16 protein-coding genes and 1 tRNA gene are annotated in these 17418 nt (G+C 38.5%); 9 read left to right on the plus strand and 8 right to left on the minus strand.

What is annotated here, in order from left to right:
• Positions 1-2 precede the first annotated feature (2 nt).
• A complete protein-coding gene (locus tag QWY93_RS16765; protein ID WP_290249568.1) occupies positions 3-1331 on the minus strand; it encodes a Gfo/Idh/MocA family protein in 1329 nt (442 codons plus the stop codon).
• 45 nt (positions 1332-1376) lie between these two features.
• The gene (locus tag QWY93_RS16770) at positions 1377-2138 is read right to left on the minus strand and encodes a 3-keto-disaccharide hydrolase (RefSeq protein ID WP_290249569.1); all 762 of its coding nucleotides are present in this window, start codon (positions 2136-2138) and stop codon (positions 1377-1379) included.
• Positions 2139-2444: 306 nt separating this feature from the next.
• Between QWY93_RS16770 and QWY93_RS16775 the strand changes: the two genes are divergently transcribed.
• The gene (locus QWY93_RS16775) at positions 2445-3320 is read left to right on the plus strand and encodes a Cbp1 family collagen-binding glycoprotein adhesin (RefSeq protein WP_290249570.1); all 876 of its coding nucleotides are present in this window, start codon (positions 2445-2447) and stop codon (positions 3318-3320) included.
• Positions 3321-3431: 111 nt separating this feature from the next.
• On the opposite strand, the gene QWY93_RS16780 is transcribed toward QWY93_RS16775, so the two are convergent.
• Entirely contained in the window at positions 3432-4565 is a 1134-nt protein-coding gene (locus QWY93_RS16780; RefSeq protein ID WP_290249571.1) for a geranylgeranyl reductase family protein, read from the minus strand.
• A 245-nt stretch (positions 4566-4810) separates the two neighbouring features.
• Between QWY93_RS16780 and QWY93_RS16785 the strand changes: the two genes are divergently transcribed.
• The 3 genes from QWY93_RS16785 (at position 4811) to QWY93_RS16795 (ending at position 8237) form a co-directional block, all read left to right on the plus strand.
• Positions 4811-6001 carry an aspartate aminotransferase family protein gene (locus QWY93_RS16785; protein WP_290249572.1) on the plus strand — a complete coding sequence of 397 codons (1191 nt, stop codon included), beginning with the start codon at positions 4811-4813 and terminating at the stop codon, positions 5999-6001.
• A gap of 189 nt (positions 6002-6190) precedes the next feature.
• Positions 6191-6826, plus strand: a complete 636-nt coding sequence (locus QWY93_RS16790; RefSeq protein ID WP_290249573.1) for a peroxiredoxin — start codon at positions 6191-6193, stop codon at positions 6824-6826.
• 325 nt (positions 6827-7151) lie between these two features.
• Positions 7152-8237, plus strand: a complete 1086-nt coding sequence (locus tag QWY93_RS16795; RefSeq protein WP_290249574.1) for a 3-oxoacyl-ACP synthase III family protein — start codon at positions 7152-7154, stop codon at positions 8235-8237.
• A gap of 48 nt (positions 8238-8285) precedes the next feature.
• Here QWY93_RS16795 and QWY93_RS16800 read toward each other — a convergent pair whose 3' ends face one another.
• From QWY93_RS16800 to QWY93_RS16815, 4 genes are all read right to left on the minus strand, one after another.
• Positions 8286-9077 carry a PhzF family phenazine biosynthesis protein gene (locus QWY93_RS16800; RefSeq protein WP_290249575.1) on the minus strand — a complete coding sequence of 264 codons (792 nt, stop codon included), beginning with the start codon at positions 9075-9077 and terminating at the stop codon, positions 8286-8288.
• Positions 9078-9142: 65 nt separating this feature from the next.
• Positions 9143-9697 carry a bifunctional nicotinamidase/pyrazinamidase gene (pncA, locus tag QWY93_RS16805; RefSeq protein ID WP_353959668.1) on the minus strand — a complete coding sequence of 185 codons (555 nt, stop codon included), beginning with the start codon at positions 9695-9697 and terminating at the stop codon, positions 9143-9145.
• A gap of 163 nt (positions 9698-9860) precedes the next feature.
• A complete protein-coding gene (locus tag QWY93_RS16810) occupies positions 9861-11336 on the minus strand; it encodes a nicotinate phosphoribosyltransferase (RefSeq protein WP_290249576.1) in 1476 nt (491 codons plus the stop codon).
• A complete protein-coding gene (locus QWY93_RS16815; RefSeq protein ID WP_290249805.1) occupies positions 11336-12139 on the minus strand; it encodes a DMT family transporter in 804 nt (267 codons plus the stop codon). Before QWY93_RS16815 ends, QWY93_RS16810 begins: the two co-directional genes overlap by 1 nt.
• Positions 12140-12391: 252 nt before the next feature.
• Here QWY93_RS16815 and QWY93_RS16820 point away from each other — a divergent pair, with 252 nt between their 5' ends.
• On the plus strand, positions 12392-12847 hold the full coding sequence (locus QWY93_RS16820) for a peroxiredoxin (protein WP_290249577.1): 456 nt from the start codon (positions 12392-12394) through the stop codon (positions 12845-12847).
• Positions 12848-12875: 28 nt separating this feature from the next.
• Here QWY93_RS16820 and QWY93_RS16825 read toward each other — a convergent pair whose 3' ends face one another.
• Positions 12876-13535 (minus strand): ABC transporter ATP-binding protein, encoded by a 660-nt coding sequence (locus tag QWY93_RS16825; protein ID WP_290249578.1) that lies wholly within the window; start codon positions 13533-13535, stop codon positions 12876-12878.
• Positions 13536-13676: 141 nt separating this feature from the next.
• On the opposite strand from QWY93_RS16825, the gene sucC reads away from it, so the two are divergent.
• The 4 genes from sucC (at position 13677) to QWY93_RS16845 (ending at position 17387) form a co-directional block, all read left to right on the plus strand.
• Positions 13677-14894, plus strand: coding sequence for an ADP-forming succinate--CoA ligase subunit beta (gene sucC, locus QWY93_RS16830; protein WP_290249579.1), 1218 nt, complete (start codon positions 13677-13679; stop codon positions 14892-14894).
• 55 nt (positions 14895-14949) lie between these two features.
• Positions 14950-15023 (plus strand) — tRNA-Arg (locus tag QWY93_RS16835).
• A gap of 249 nt (positions 15024-15272) precedes the next feature.
• Positions 15273-15854 carry a DJ-1/PfpI family protein gene (locus tag QWY93_RS16840; protein ID WP_290249580.1) on the plus strand — a complete coding sequence of 194 codons (582 nt, stop codon included), beginning with the start codon at positions 15273-15275 and terminating at the stop codon, positions 15852-15854.
• 117 nt (positions 15855-15971) lie between these two features.
• The gene (locus tag QWY93_RS16845; RefSeq protein ID WP_290249581.1) at positions 15972-17387 is read left to right on the plus strand and encodes an SDR family oxidoreductase; all 1416 of its coding nucleotides are present in this window, start codon (positions 15972-15974) and stop codon (positions 17385-17387) included.
• Positions 17388-17418: the final 31 nt, after the last annotated feature.

A 17418-nucleotide genomic window follows, 5' to 3' on the forward strand; every position in this document is an offset into this window, starting at 1 on the left:
ATTTAAAATTTCGGCAACTTCCATCCATTATGGTAACGGGCCTTGATCAATTCATCCGCTGATTGATGACCAAAATTTTCTTTTTCAGCGTCCCAATAGATCTTTTCCCCGGTTTTGAAGGCAATATTACCCATATGAGCATTGATAGCTGCAATACTTCCGGTTTCTATTCCACAATGTAAAAGTGAAGCATCATTCTGGGTAATGGCATCGACAAAGTTGGCCGTATGGATATCCAATGGATTGCCTTCTGGTTTCACTCTTTCCATAGACTCCAAGCGAGGTCTTTCCCCATCCTTCTCGGCAATAATTTCCCAGCCACCCCGGTTAACTACCAAAGTGGCATTATTACCGATAAAGGCAATCCCTTCCGTGTATCCATAATTGCCCCCATCAATGCCTGTGGCATGTTCCCAAAGCAAATTAAAACCATCAAATTCATAGACAGTTTGTAGAGTATCTGGAGTTTCAGAGGCATCCTCTGGATAGGCCAATTTCCCTCCTGAAGCCATAATGGATTTTGGAGCCTTCACTCCCATAGCATGAAGTGCAATATCGATTTCATGAACACCCCAATCCGTCATCAACCCCCCTGCATAGTCCCAAAACCAACGGAAATTAAAATGGAATCGATTTTCATTGAAAGGACGTTTTGGTGCAGGCCCTAACCACATTTGATAATCGACCCCTTCGGGAACAGGGGTATCTGGCTTCACCGGCACTGGATCCATCCATCCCTGATAAGCCCAGCATTTTACCAATCGGATATTACCTAATTGACCAGATTTCACAAATTGGATGGCTTGATCATACTGGCTTCCACTTCGCTGCCATTGTCCAACCTGAACCATCTTTCCGTATTTTTTGGCCGCATTGACCATCACATTGCATTCTTCTATAGAATTGGCAATGGGTTTTTCCAAATAAACATGTTTCACAGCTTCCAAACTATCTACCAGGTTCAAACAATGCCAATGATCTGGGGTCCCAATAATCACCGCATCAATATCTTTGTTTTCCAACATTTTGCGGTAATCCTTATACAACTTGGGCTTTTTTCCTCTTTGCTTTTCAACATCCAAGGCCCTCCTATCCAGCACACTTTGGTCCACATCAGCAACAGCCACACAATTTACATGGGGCATTTTCATAAAGGAATTCATATTGGACCAGCCCATCCCATTGGCCCCTATTAGGCCAAAATTGATCATATCATTGGCACCTATAGTTTTCGCTAAACTTTCCAGGTCATGAGCAGACACATAGCTGGGTAAGCTTAACCCTGCTGAAGCCAACAAGGAATTTTGCAGAAATTTTCTTCTAGATGACATAAAGGTTGAGGTTATTTGAGGTTTATTAAATAATAAAAAAGAAGGCTAAAGTTTTCTTACCCAGATATTTCTAAAACTGACCCGGTTACCATGATCCTGTAATTGAAAGGGCAATTCGGCGGGATGGGGTTTATATTGATGAACGCCAATGTAAGCGGTAACTCCTTTTATTTCCCGGTGGTTATGAACCAACACGCCATTATGGATCACTGTTAGGTAGGCTGGTTTCATTAAAATCCCGTCAGAATTGAATCTTGGGGCTGTAAAAAAAACATCATAAGTATTCCATTTTTGGGGAGATCGCATGGCATTGACCAAAGGCATATATTCTTTATAAATACTGGCTGCCTGGCCATTGCTATAAGTCCGATTTTGATAGGAATCTAAAATTTGCACCTCATATTTTCCCATTATCAAAAGTCCGCTATTTCCTCTCCCTTGGCCTTCCCCTTTGATTTCGGATGGTGCTCTCCATTCCAAATGGATTTGAACATCCCCATAAGATTCCTTGGTTTCCAGGTTGCCGGATCCGGGATTTACTGTAACAATGCCATCTTGGATAATCCATTCCGGATTTTCTCCTGTCTTATTACTTTTCCAATGAACCAGGTTGCTTCCGTCAAAAAGTACAATAGCATCGGAAGGTGGTAAATGGTCTTTTTCACCAGGTTTGACCACCCTGGGCTGTGGCTCCCATTGCTCTGTGGCCTCGGGAGGTAAATCGACATTTTTATTATTGGTTTGAGCATTGGACACAGTACCCAAAAGCCCTATGGACCATATGTAAAATAATAGGTGGTATTTCATTTTTTGACTGGGTTATATGGTAAAATTAAAAGTTAGAAGTTAATCGATTTAGGATTAAAATAAAAAATAAAATAATTCAAAAGTTGCCCCCCCCTATTTATGGAAAAATTCCACAGATGGTTGCTTTTTCAATTGCAATATGAAGCTTTTAAAATTGGGCACAACTTTTGCAGATTTTTTTGGTGATAATTAACCACTTACAATTTAAAATAAACGGATAAATAGGTAACTTATAATATATTGTTTTGAAAAAAATAAAATCACGAATTTAGAAATCACTATAAATCTCAAATTAATCACTATGCCATGAAAAAGTACATACTCATTTTCACCGTATTTTCTTTACTGGTTTCATGTAACCAGAAAAAGTTGAATCAACTCAGTCAGGAAAATGCTGAATTGAAAGAGGAAGCCGCAGAAAATGACTCCACTATCAATGAGTTTATCCAAACCATCAATGAAATTGAAGCTAATCTAGCCATGATTAAGGAAAAGGAGGATATGATTAACCGGTCCACCCAATCCAATGAAAATCCCAATAATGCTAGAGCAGCTATCATTCAGGACCTTAAAACCATTAATACTTTAATGGAAGAAAACAAGCAAAAAATAGCCTCATTAAGTGAAAAAGTCAATAATTCCGATATTAAGCTCGGGGAATTTAACCAAATGGTTAAAAGCCTAAATAGCAGGTTGGAAGAAAGAAAAACAGAAATCACCCAAATGCAGGATGAGTTAGCCTTACTTGCCAAAGAAAAAGAGATGCTTACCGTTACTGTGGATACCTTAGAAACCAAGGTCAGTGATTTATCATTGGTCAATCAAATTAAAACCGATAGCATTAACCAACAAATAAAAGCCCTTAATACGGCCTATGTTACTTCTGGGACTTACAAAGACTTGAAGGAAAAAGGGGTAATTGACAAAGAAGGAGGTATTATCGGCATTGGCTCAGTAAAGAAATTGGCCGAAGACTTTAATAAGGAAATCTTTGAAAAAATTGATATCTCCCAGACAAAGGCAATTCCCTTAAATGGAAAAAAAGCAACAGTCATTACCTCCCATCCCTCAGAATCCTATAGACTCAATTCAGAGGATGGAAATAATTTGGACAGCCTTTATATCTCCGACCCAAGGGCATTTTGGAAAGCATCTAAATACCTGGTGATTTTATATGAATAATTGCCTAGTTACTGAGAAAAAAAATAGAAAACCCCAGTTCTTCCTTGTTTGGCTTGAACTGGGGTTTTCTATTTAAATATGAATTATAAAATTGTTGTCAAATAAAAAGGGTTAATACAGCTCCTTTATTTTATTTTTTAGACTGTCCATGATATTGGTTGGATAATTTTTTTCCCCAATAAAAATATCTGTCATGGCTTCTATAAATTGCCCCCCATATTTTCTCATCAAAAAATTTCTAATCATTCGCTGGCTGTAAAACCATTTTGAAACATTCTCGGCCGTATTAATTTCCGGTAACAGCTCTCCTTCCAATTTACTTTGGTATAATTCACCGGCTTTTTCAGGAACAAGCTTCGATTCCAAAATTGCTTCTACCACCATTTCACCACTTCTTAAGGCATTGGAAATCCCTTCTGCAGTCACCGGGTCCGCAAAGCCTGCTGCATCACCAATTAGAAAAACTTTATTTCTGAAAAATCCATCCGTCCTGGGAGCTACCGGTATCTGAAATCCATGGGCTTTTTCACTAATAACTTCTTTAATATTAAGCTTTTCCAGATATTTCCGGTAATAGGCCTTTAAATCAATTCTTGCTTTCCGAGCGGAGGCCACTCCCAAGGAAAGGTGATTTTTTTTCGGAAAACTCCAGGCATATCCATGCGGAATACTATCTACATCAAACCGGACCTCTTTGGATAATCTTTCAAAATCTTCCGGCTTAACTTCTACTTCATACTCCAAAGCTGGGATCAATTTCCTAGTGTCCTTCCACCCCGCCATTTTTGCGGTTTGACTCAATGCTCCATCCGCAGCAATGATCATTTTGGCCCGTATATCTCCTTGATCCGTATGAAGGGTTAGGATTTCACCAAAAGTAATACCGGTAAGCTTATGGCCATCTTTTAAGCATACTCCCTGGTCTTGAGCTTTTTCAATGATAAAATTATCAAAATCATCCCGCATCACCATACTGATCACTGGCACTTCCCGTTTGGTGGTCAACATCAAATCTTCATTTTCAAAATACAAGTTGATTTGATGAAACTCTCTTTCCACAACTGGAGAAATATCAAAAGGCAATTTCCTTCTACCCCTATATACAAATCCACCACCACAAGTTTTGTAACGTGGCAAAACTTCTTTTTCGACAATTACCGATTTTATCCCTTTTTGGGCCAAATGAAAAGCAGCCGAAGCACCTGCAGGGCCGCTCCCTATAACTGCTACATCGAAGTATTCCATTCCTTCCTATAGTGTAATAATGACCAAATATTCCCACCAAAGTAATACTTAATTCCCGATTGATTTGAATCAAATGGGTACATTTTTCCTTATGTGGTTAGTTTTGACCAAATTTTTACCCCACTATGGAAATGGATGGATTTTATGAGAGTATTAAATTAATTGCCCAAAACCCACTAATTTTGAATAGGGTTGGAAAAAATTAATTCCAAACTAATATCACATTAATTGAATTCAATAAAATTATGAATAACCGACAGCTTTTTCTTTCCCATTTAGCCCAAACTACTGATTTTCCCCTTATGCTGGAAATTGAAAAAACAGAAGGAATTTATATGTATGGGCCAAATGGAGAAAAATTTATAGACCTGATTTCCGGCATTGGCGTTAGCAATGTTGGCCACAGACATCCCCAGGTAATAGAGGCCATTCAAGAACAATTGGACAAATATCTTCACCTGATGGTCTATGGGGAATATATTCAATCCCCCCAGGTCATGCTTGCTAAAGCACTAAGTGATACTCTTCCTGCCAAACTTGATAATGTTTATTTGGTAAATAGTGGAAGTGAAGCGGTGGAAGGAGCTTTAAAACTGGCAAAAAGATTTTCGGGAAGGCGGGAAATCATATGCTGTAACAATGCTTACCACGGTAGTACCCATGGTTCATTATCCGTTGGAGGAAATGAAGAACTAAAACGAGCCTACAGACCATTGGTTCCCGGTATTTCACATATTGCTTTTGGGGAAACGAAAGACCTCACAAAAATCACAGAATCAACTGCTGCGGTAATTATTGAGACTGTCCAGGGTGAAGCTGGAGTAAGGGTGGCTTCCAAAGAATATTTTAAAGCCTTAAAAGCAAAGTGTAATGAAACGGGTGCCTTGTTGATTTTGGATGAAATCCAGGCAGGTTTTGGAAGGACCGGAAAGTTCTGGGCCTTTGAGCATTATGAAATTATACCGGATATATTAGTTTGCGCCAAAGGCATGGGAGGAGGAATGCCCATAGGGGCTTTTATATCTTCCAAAAAAATAATGGAGGTATTTAAAACAAATCCCTTACTTGGTCACATTTCAACTTTTGGGGGACACCCGGTAAGTGCTGCAGCTTCTTTAGCTACAATTCAAGTGCTCAAAAATGAAAACCTGATCGAAATGGTTGAGCCTAAAGCCCATTTGTTCAAAAAACTGCTCAACCACCCCCAAGTCCGTTCCATAAGGAACAAAGGTTTGATGATGGCGGTGGAGTTCGAATCTTTTGAAATACTAAAACCTATCATAGACCGGGCCATAGAATTGGGCGTTGTAACCGATTGGTTCCTATTTTGTAATGATTCCATGCGAATTGCCCCTCCCCTGACCATTACCATGGAGGAAATCCATGAGTCTTGTGAGATAATTTCACAAGCCATCAAAGAAAAAGCTGATAATTAAAAGAAGTATAATTCTTATTTAAGAAACTGAAATTTTGGAGGTATTTTGTTATTTTTATTGGGTTTTCAGGACAGAATTTTATTATCCTAAATAAGGATAAATTATATGGGAAAAAGTAAACTTTTATGGAGAGTTAATCGTTTTCCCTATCAAATCAATAGACTTTGTTATAACCAAAATAATCAATTTATGTCATTAAGATTAGGAGACAATGCACCAGATTTTACCGCGGATAGTACCGAAGGGAAAATCAATCTTTATGAGTACTTGGGCGATAGCTGGGGAATTTTATTTTCCCACCCTTCAGACTATACTCCGGTTTGTACTACAGAATTAGGGGCTGCAGCCAAACTAAAAAAAGAGTTTGAAAAAAGGAATGTCAAAATGATTGCCTTAAGCGTTGATGGTCTGGAAGACCATAAGGGTTGGGTAAAAGATATTAATGAGACCCAAGGTACTGAAGTGAATTATCCGATCATTGCGGATGAGGATCATAAGGTTTCTGAACTTTATGACATGATCCACCCAAATGCCGATGAAAAGGCTACTGTGAGATCTGTCTTTATCATTGGCCCTGACAAAAAAATCAAACTCATCATAACTTATCCTGCAAGTACCGGAAGGAATTTTGATGAGCTGCTCAGGGTGATTGATTCCTTACAACTAACCGCTTATCATTCTGTAGCTACTCCAGTAAACTGGAAGCATGGTGAAGATGTGGTAATTCTTCCAGCTATTACCGATGCAGAAATTCCTGGAAAATTTCCCAAAGGTCATAAGGAAATCAAACCCTATTTGAGAATCACACCTCAACCGGATTTGTAATAGGTGGATTAAAAAAACGCTTTTCCGAATCTTAGGAAAAGCGTTTTTTTTTAAATTAAAAATAATCCAATATTTAAATCCCTGTTCAGACTTTATCTTATACAGGCTTCACTTTCCTCCCTCCAGGCCAACTGTATTCCTCTTCCTGCCAGAATGGCCAATAATGAATTTGATTTGGGCCATTACTAATCTTTTTTTCCTACAAAAGTATTTCGTTTTTAACCTTCCATAGTTTATATTTTCACCCTAAATCATGGCATTATTTGCAAGTTTTATTACCTTTCAACACTCCAATCTTTAATATAGATCAACATTATTTCAACAGATGTCAGAAAATCAACTTTATTCAGTCATTATCGGAACGGGTAGTTATATTCCCAGCCGGATAATAAAAAACGAAGACTTTTTAGACCGAAAATTTTTCAACAAAGAAGGCGAAAGACTCAAAAAATCCAACCAAGAAATAATCCAAAAATTCCAGGAAATCACTGAAATCGAAGAAAGAAGGTACATAGAAGATGAATATGTAACTTCCGACATGGCTTTTTTTGCAGCAAAAGAAGCCTTATCAAGTGCACAACTTGATAAAGAAGACCTGGATTATATAATTGTTGCTCATAATTTTGGTGATGTCAATTTTGACAACCAAAAAACTGATATTTTACCAAGTTTGGGATCCAGGGTCAAATACAAACTGAAAATCCAAAATCCGAATTGCATTGCCTATGATTTACCCTTTGGTTGCCCCGGTTGGGTGCAGGGATTAATCCAAGCCAATTACTATATCAAAGCAGGGGACGCAAAAAATATTCTTGTCATAGGAGCAGAAACCTTATCCAGGATTTCAGACCCCCATGATATTGACAGCATGATTTACGCAGATGGCGCAGGGGCCGTTGTCATCCAAGCCCAAGATAGCGAAGAACCTATTGGGATTTTGAAACACAAAAGCCGTTCTGATACCATTAATCATGCGATGCTACTCAAAATGGGGCTTTCCTACAATCCCGATTACAAGGATGATACCTTATTTATGAAAATGAATGGAAGAAAGTTATATGAATATGCCCTAAACACCGTTCCTGGCTTAGTCAAGGAAACCTTGGATCTAGCTGGTTTGGAAATTTCCGACATCAAAAAAATCCTCATCCACCAAGCCAATGCAAAAATGGATGATGCCATCACAAAAAGAATATTGAAATTTTATGGACAAAAACTTGACCCAAGGGAAATAATGCCTATGACCATTACCAAACTGGGTAATAATTCCGTGGCGACCGTCCCCATCCTTTTGGACTTATTAAATAAAAAGAAATTAGAAGACCATCAACTCAAATCACAAGATCATATCTTATTTGCTTCGGTAGGAGCTGGAATGAATGTTAATGCAGTTCTATATAAAGTGCCTTAAAACATTGAAAAGCCAAGAAAAAAGCCCTTAATGAATTCAGGGCTTTGTTTATATTTCCAAAAAACCTTCAAAAATTTTAACAGCTTTTCCGTAAATTTTAACCCTGTCCCCTATTTTTTCAAGTCTCATTTCACCTTCCCGCCTACTGGACTGAAAAGCTTTTAGATTTTCTAATCCATTCTTATTATGCCAATAATCAATTAAAGCACAATGGGCAAAACCCGTAACTGGATCCTCATTTATTCCTAGGTTTGGCGCAAAATACCGGGAGTAAATATCATACTGATCGTCCCCTTTTGCGGTAATGATGATTCCTTCATCACTGTGCACTGCTACCACATTGGACAAGGGACGTGCATATTCAACTGCATGAAAGTTTTCCAATTCCAAAATCCAATTTCTATCCAAAGCAGCAGCCCCGATCACTTTTTGTCCAAAAAAATCATCCTTAAAATAGGGGTGTTCAGCTTCTTTGGTGGGTATAATGGGAAAATCCATCACAATTTCATCTCCCTCCATTTTGACTACCAGTTCGCCAGAATTGGTGTCAAAAACAATGTCCTTGTCCATATCTACCACTTCTTCCACATACAGCATAAATGCACTGGCCAAAGTAGCATGCCCACATATATCCACTTCACGGGTAGGAGTAAACCACCTTACTTTAAAGGTATTTTCTCCAGTTTGTTCTAAAAAAGCTGTTTCACTAAGATTCATTTCAGCTGCTATAAGTTGCATTCCTTCTTCTGGAACAGGCCCTGGTAATAAACAGATGGCAGCAGGGTTTCCTGAAAAAGGTATATCAGTAAATGCATCAATTGTTACAATCGGTAATTGCATATGTTTGGGTTTAAAAGTTGATTACAGAATAAAATTGAATATTAATTATTTTTTTATACCCTGTCCTAAATAAGGTCTTCACTTTTCACCATCTGGGCTCCAGCTTCCTCCATATCTTTGATGGCTTTTTCAAAATCATTGGGTTCAAGGTTAACTGCACGTGTACCATCTTTTACCAAATAAGTCTTAAACCCTTCTGAAACAGCATCCAACACCGTAAATTTCACACAATAATCAGCTGCTAAGCCCACTACGTAAACCGTATCAACTCCATTCTCCTTTAGGTACTTACCTAGTCCGGTATCTTGCCTTTTATGATTATCAAAAAAACCACTATAGGAATCTATTTTGGGATTGGTTCCTTTTTTAAAAACCTTTTTCCAACCTTCGGTTTTTAAATAGGGATGAAATTGGGAACCATGGGACTCCTTAACACAATGCACCGGCCACAGGATCTGATCCATTCCATCTAGTTTTATTATCTCACCGGGCTTTTTTCCTTTATGGTTTGCAGCAAAACTCAAATGGTTCTCTGGGTGCCAATCCTGGGTCCCTACAATGAAATCAAATTTGCTTTGAAGTTTATTAATTATTGGAATAATTTTATCACCATCCTTCACCTCCAAAGCTCCCCCGGAAGAAAATCATGCTGAACATCCACAATTAATAAGGCTTTCATAATTCCAGCTTTTTGGTTCAATATCGACAATAATTTACCCAGATAAATTGGATATTAAAAAGAATAAGTACCTCCCTTATATTTTCTTTTCCTGCTGAAATGGATTAATGGTAATTTTTTGCCTTGAGAACCAAATCTGTCCTCAAATGGTAAAGTGACTCCTCCAAACCAACAGGATAAATGTGGGGGTTAATTAATCTTTTATGGGCTTTATCGAACCTCCCCAAGCCAGTTAGGGTCTTTTCTCTGATTTCATCCAATTTTGGTCGGGTATAAACTTTTTCACCTTCTTTAAAAATAGATTTCAATAAGACTTTACTTTCCAAAGCACCTGACTGAATTTTTTTCCTTTTTGTAGGATCATTGGGGTCAATGATAGTAATTTCATCTGGCAGCTTTTCTCCATTTTCCAGATAAACCATATCAGCCATGGCTTTCCCATTTTTGTAAAAACGCCTAACATTCTGGAAACCAGGAATATTAATTTTCACAGCTTGCTGGGAAACTTTTAATTTGGGCACCCAATCCCCTTTTTCGTTTTTAATGGCAGCCATTTTATAAACTGCTCCCAAGGCGGGCTGGTCATAAGCAGTAACTAATTTTGTCCCAATGCCCCAAATATCTATTGCCGCTTCCTGCATTTTCAGGGAAGACAATATATGTTCATCCAGATCATTGCTGGCTACAACTTTGGCATCGGGAAAACCAGCTTCATCCAACATCTCCCTGGCTACATTACTGTAATAAGCCAAATCCCCGGAATCAATTCTTATTCCCAACATCTTCTTCCCTTTGGCTTTAAGACTTTGCCCCACTTTTATGGCATTTTGAATCCCCTTGAGGGTATCATAAGTATCTACCAAAAAAATGCAATTATCCGGAAATGCCTCAGCATATGCTTCAAAAGCTTCCAATTCAGTATCAAAAGCCATAATCCAACTATGGGCATGAGTTCCTGAAACAGGGATTCCAAATAGTTTTCCGGCCATCACATTACTGGTAGAGGAACAGCCTCCAATGTAAGAGGCCCTACTTGCTGCCAAAGCTCCATCAATACCTTGGGCTCGCCGTAACCCAAATTCCAACACCGGATCCCCTTTTGCCTCTAGGGAAATTCTGGACGCTTTGGTAGCCACCAAAGTTTGAAAATTAATAATATTCAACAATGGAGTTTCCAATAACTGACATTGCAACAATGGCCCCCTCACCCTGACCATAGGCGTATTGGGAAATATTACGGTTCCTTCTTCCACCGCATCCACATCACAACTAAATTTCAATTCCCTTAAATATTGGATAAAGCCCTCTTCAAAGGTAGGTGTACCATCCTTTTGGGTCATTTGCTGAAGATACTCAAGATCATTTTCTTCAAATTTGAAATTCCGGCAAAAATCTATTACATAATCCAAACCCGCTGCAACCGTAAACCCACTTTGAAATGGGTTTTTCCTAAAAAACAAATTAAAAACTGCTTGTTGATCAGCTTTCCCGGATTTCCAATAGGCATAAGCCATGGTCAATTGGTAAAAATCAGTTAAAAGGGCCAAAGACCCGTGGTATAAATCTTTTGTTATTTTCATTATTTTGATTGAATATTTAAAATTACCCCCAACAAAACCAAGCCCATACCTAAATACGTCAGCAAGTTAAAGGTTTCACCGAAAAAGATAAAACCAAAAATAAGGGCATATACGATCCCAATATAGTTTAAGCTGGCAATCTTGGCAAGATTTGCATGTTGGTAAGCCAATGTCATATAATATTGGGCCATTTGAGTAAAGGTTCCTATGGCGGCTAAAATCAGCCAATCCCAACCACTGGGCATTACCCATTTAAAATAACTCCAAACGCCCACTATGGGCAGTGTAACCAAAGGAAAGTAAAAAACAATCACCAGGGGATGTTCTGATCCTTTTAGTTTTCTGATGATATTGTAGGCCGTTCCTGCAAAAAAGGCGGAACCTACCCCAATTAGCAAAAATTTCATCGACATCCTTGGATCAAATCCCTGGATGATCAACACCCCACCAAAGGCCAATGCAAAGTAAAATAAACGGATGGGCTTTATTTTTTCCTTTGCAATAAATATTCCTAAAATTGCTGTAAATATGGGGGACAAATATTGTAAGGTGACTGCACTGGCAAGAGGCACATTTTGAAGGGTGTAAAAAAACATGATCAAAGCCAATGCCCCAGAAGCCCCTCTGATCATCAGTAACTTTTTATTATTACCAAAAAGAGAAACCCTCTTCCTTTTTAGGATAAGGTAAGTCGCTACCATGCTGATCAGGGACCGGAAAAACACAATTTCCACCGCTGGGAGATGTGGAATATATTTCACCAATACCTGCATAAGGGCAAAAAATATTCCAGCAAGCAACATGTGCTGAACACTCTTTTGATTCAAAATCCTTGGTACCTTTTAATGATTGATTTAAACAAACCGCAAAGGTAACAATCCTTTTATGATTTATTCCTGATCTGTATGCTAATTTCCCCTTACCTCCCATTCGAATTTCCATTTTCGAATCAAATTGAAATAAAAATCAGAAAATTGAATAAAATTTTGAACAAAATGTTTCCAAACTTGGTCTTTTACTTAATGGTTTAATCAAATCAATTAAAAAGAAATATTATGGCACTCAATATAGGTCAGAAAGCCCCGGATTTTACTTTGGAATCCACTTCGGGAAAGAAGTTTATTTTAGGTGAAAATTTTAAAAACCAGGCATGCCTGATATTTTTCTATCCCAAAGACCAAACAAAAGGTTGTACTAAGGAAGTATGCAGTTTTAGAGACAACTTCCATGTATTTAAGGACCTTAATATACCTATTGTGGGCATTAGTCGGGATGATATCCCCAGCCATCTAAAGTTCAAAAATGATCATCAACTTCCCTTTGAACTGCTTTCAGACCCTAATGGAGAAGTGTGCAAGTCCTATGGAGCCTTGATGCCTGTTCTCAATATCCCAAAAAGAATAACCTATTTACTGGACAACAACCACCAGATAATGGCGGTCCATGAGGGATTATTTAATGGACCTAAGCATGTAGAAAAAATGGTTGATGAATTGACCCAAATTAAATAACCTCCCTGTTTTTAAATGCAGGAATCAATTATTGACCAGATATTATTAATCCATCCTGCATGGTCAGCATCCTGTCGGCCATTTTGGCCAGCTCCTGATTATGGGTAACAATTACAAAGGACTGCCCAAACTCATCCCTTAGTTTAAAAAACAGTTCATGGAGGGCTTCCGCATTATGAGTGTCCAAATTTCCGCTGGGTTCATCTGCAAATACTATTTTGGGATTATTGATCAAGGCCCTGGCCACGGCAACCCGCTGCTGTTCTCCCCCGGAAAGCTCCGAAGGTTTATGGTTTAATCTCCCTTCAATTCCCAGCAAACGTGCAAGTTCCTGAACACTTTCCTTTAATTTAGCCTCTGATTTTTTGGCTATCAATCCTGGGATAATGATATTTTCCTCGGCAGTAAACTCAGGTAATAAATTATGAAACTGGAAAATAAACCCAATTTCGGCATTCCGGTATGCAGCCAGCTTATCCCCTTTTAATTTATTAAGGATTCTTTGATCCACCTGCACATCCCCCTGATCAGGCTGATCCAGGGTTCCCAAAATATGTAATAAAGTACTTTTGCCGGCCCCTGAAGCCCCTACAATAGATACAATTTCTCCAGCATCAATTCTAACATCCACACCCTTAAGGACATGGAGATCTCCATAATATTTTTGGATACCTTTTGCTTCAAGCATAGTAGTAGACTTAAAAGAATCTTAAAGATATAAATAATTTCAAATCTAGGTTAAAAATCCACCCTATTTGCTAAAAAGAGCAAATTAATCCTTGAATTATCGGTTTGTGTGAGTTAACTTCGGGCAAAAATTTTCGCTAGGATGAATATACACGAATATCAAGCTAAAGAAGTTCTCAAAGGTTACGGTGTCAGAATTCAGGAAGGTATCGTGGCCGATACACCCGAAGCAGCGCATGACGCAGCCAAATTATTGAACGCAGAAACAGGTACCTCATGGTATGTAATAAAAGCACAGATCCATGCAGGTGGACGTGGAAAAGGCAAAGTACAGGAAACTGATTCCAATGGCGTGGTATTGGCCAAAAAATTGGATGAAGTCACTGAAAAGGCTAAAAACATCCTAGGCGGGACCCTGGTTACCCACCAGACTGGTCCAGAAGGGAAAAAAGTAAATAAAGTCTTGGTAGCACAGGATGTATATTATCCAGGTGACTCTGAGCCAAAGGAATATTACCTTTCCATCCTATTGGATAGGGCTAAAGGTTGCAATGTGATCATGGCCTCTACTGAAGGAGGAATGGACATTGAGGAGGTTGCTGAGAAATCTCCTGAAAAAATCATCAAGGAATGGATTGACCCTAAAGTAGGCCTTCAAGGTTTCCAAGCTAGAAAGGTAGCTTTTGCACTTGGCCTTACTGGCAATGCATTTAAAGAAATGGTAAAATTCATCATTTCCCTTTATAAAGCTTATGATGCCACAGACTCTTCTCAATTTGAAATCAACCCTGTGTTGAAAACTTCTGATGACAAGATCCTTGCTGTGGATGCCAAAGTAAATTTGGATGACAATGCACTATACAGACACAGAGATCTTGCTGAATTCAGAGACTTGTCCGAAGAAGATCCTTTGGAAGTAGAAGCAGGCAAATCTGACCTGAACTATGTGAAGCTGGATGGTAATGTAGGCTGTATGGTAAATGGTGCCGGCCTAGCAATGGCAACCATGGATATGATCAAACTTTCCGGTGGAGAGCCTGCCAACTTCCTTGATGTAGGTGGTGGAGCTAACGCTACTACTGTTGAAGCTGGTTTCAGAATCATCTTGAAAGACCCTAACGTTAAAGCCATTCTGATCAACGTGTTTGGCGGTATTGTAAGATGTGATAGAATTGCTAGCGGTGTTGTAGAAGCTTACAAATCTATTGGTGATATTGCCGTGCCAATCATTGTAAGACTTCAAGGTACCAATGCTGAAGAGGGAGCTAAAATTATCGATGAATCTGGTCTGAAAGTATTCTCGGCCATTACATTGAAAGAAGCTGCAGAAAAAGTACAAGAAGTGCTTAAAAACGCATAAAATTATACTATATTTGTAGCCGATTTAAGGGCAGCTGCCCTTAAATCGGCCTAAAGCGCGCGTAGTTCAACTGGATAGAATATCGGATTTCGGCTCCGAGGGTTGAGGGTTCGAATCCTTCCGCGCGTACAGAAAGCCTCTTGTCTTGCAAGGGGCTTTTCTATTTTTTGACCTAAAAGCATGGAATAAAAGTGTTTTTTTTTGATAAACTTTTAGAAATCCCCAAATACCAACTCTATTATCAAACAAATGGAAATTCTATTTTCCTTACCAAATCACAAAATGTAAACAGAAGATTTTTTTGTCCCTACTTTTCCTGAAAAAATCCCTAAATTAATCGAAATAATCATTTTTAAATCAAACCAAACTCATTTAATTATGTCAAAGAAAATATTGTTGTTAGTGGGAGATTATGTTGAAGATTATGAAGCTATGGTTCCTTTCCAAGCTTTATTATCAGTAGGGGTTGAAGTGGACACCAACGCTCCAGACAGAAAAAAAGGAAACACCGTTCCAACAGCTGTTCATGACTTTGTTGGTGACCAAACTTATAAGGAAACTCCAGGCCATCAATTTGGGATCAATGCTGATATGGCAAGTGTTAAACTGGATGAATATGATGGCTTGTATATTGCTGGAGGAAGGGCGCCTGAATATATTCGGTTAAATGAAAAGGTAATTTATATAACCAAGCACTTTTTTGAAAAAAACAAACCCGTTGCAGCCATTTGTCATGGAATCCAAGTTTTAACTACTGCAAAAGTCATAAGTGGCAGAACCCTTACTGCGTACCCTGCAGTCGGCCCTGATATTGAATTGGCGGGTGGTACCTGGAAAAATGTTGAAGTGGATGAAGCCGTGGTGGATGGCAACTTGGTTACCTCCCCTGCTTGGCCCGGTCATCCAGCTATCCTTCGGGAATTTTATAAAATGTTGGGGATAAAGATCAGTGAATCCTAACCATTTTATTTGTTCCCTATAATCCCAAATGGCCCAGGCAATTGGGCCACTTTTTTACTCCATTTTTAAACAATTTCTCCTTCAAAAGGTATTCAAATATATAAGCAATTTGGACTAATGAAGATTTTATTAACGGGAGCAACCGGATACATTGGAAAGAGAATTTTGCCAGCCTTAATCCAGGAAGGCCATCATGTAATATGCTGTGTAAGGGATAAAAAGCGATTTTATCTACAGCCTTTTATGGAAGGACATGTAGAGGTAATTGAAGTTGATTTTTTAAATGAAAATTCACTCAGTAATATTTCAAATGATATCGATGGGGCCTATTACCTTATTCATTCTATGGCCTCTTCTTCCCATTTTTCTTCTTTGGAAATAAAAACAGCTAGAAATTTCAGAAAATACATTAACAGTACACAAGCAAAGCATGTAATTTATTTGAGTGGTATTGTCAATGAAAACAAACTTTCCAAGCATTTAGAATCCCGAAAAGCTGTTGAAAATGAATTATCTAAGGGCAATTATAATTTCACTGTTTTAAGGGCAGGAATTATCATTGGCTCAGGAAGTGCATCATTTGAAATTATCAGAGATTTGGTTGAAAAACTCCCCATCATGGTGGCGCCAAAATGGGTCCATACCCGTTGCCAACCCATAGCCATCAGGGATGTCATCCAATTTTTGATTTTGACCCTATTTAATCCTGTAACTTACAATCAGGATTTTGATATAGGAGGTCCAGATGTCCTCAATTACAAGGAAATGTTAATTGGCTATGCTCGTTCAAGAAATTTAAAAAGAAAAATTTGGGTAGTTCCGGTACTGACCCCAAAATTAAGCTCTTATTGGTTATTTTTTGTAACTTCCACCACTTACCAACTTGCTGTTTCCCTGGTTGAAAGCATGAAAGTTCATGTGGTCTGCAGGGATAAAAAGCTGGAAAAAATCCTCAAAATTCAGCCCCTTGATTATTCATCAGCCCTACAAAAAGCATTTTCAAAAATAGAGCAACAGGAAATTATTTCAAGCTGGAAGGATTCTATGATCAGTGGCCGCTTATCCCAAAATCTATCTGAATTTATCCGTGTTCCACAATACGGATGTTTTAAAGATACGAGAGAATCCGCTATCGAAAATAAAAATGATTGCCTCAACAAAATCTGGAAAATCGGAGGAAAAAAAGGTTGGTATTATGCCAATTGGCTTTGGAAAATCCGGGGAATTCTGGACAAACTTTCGGGCGGGGTTGGTTTGAGAAGAGGAAGGACTCATCCGGAACAAATCCACCCTGGGGACAGCATAGATTTTTGGCGGGTATTATATGCAAAAAAAGAAGAAGGAAGGTTACTACTTTATGCAGAAATGAAAGTTCCTGGAGAAGCTTGGCTGGAATTTCAGGTAAAAAATAACCGGCTAATTCAAACTGCCACCTTTAGGCCTAAAGGATTATGGGGCCGGATTTATTGGTATATGGTTTACCCTTTTCATGGATTGATATTTGGTGGTATGATCCGGAAATTAGCTAAATAAAAAAGCCGTTTAAACCTCAGCTTAAACGGCT

This window comes from Echinicola jeungdonensis, assembly GCF_030409905.1.
Lineage (GTDB): Bacteria > Bacteroidota > Bacteroidia > Cytophagales > Cyclobacteriaceae > Echinicola > Echinicola jeungdonensis.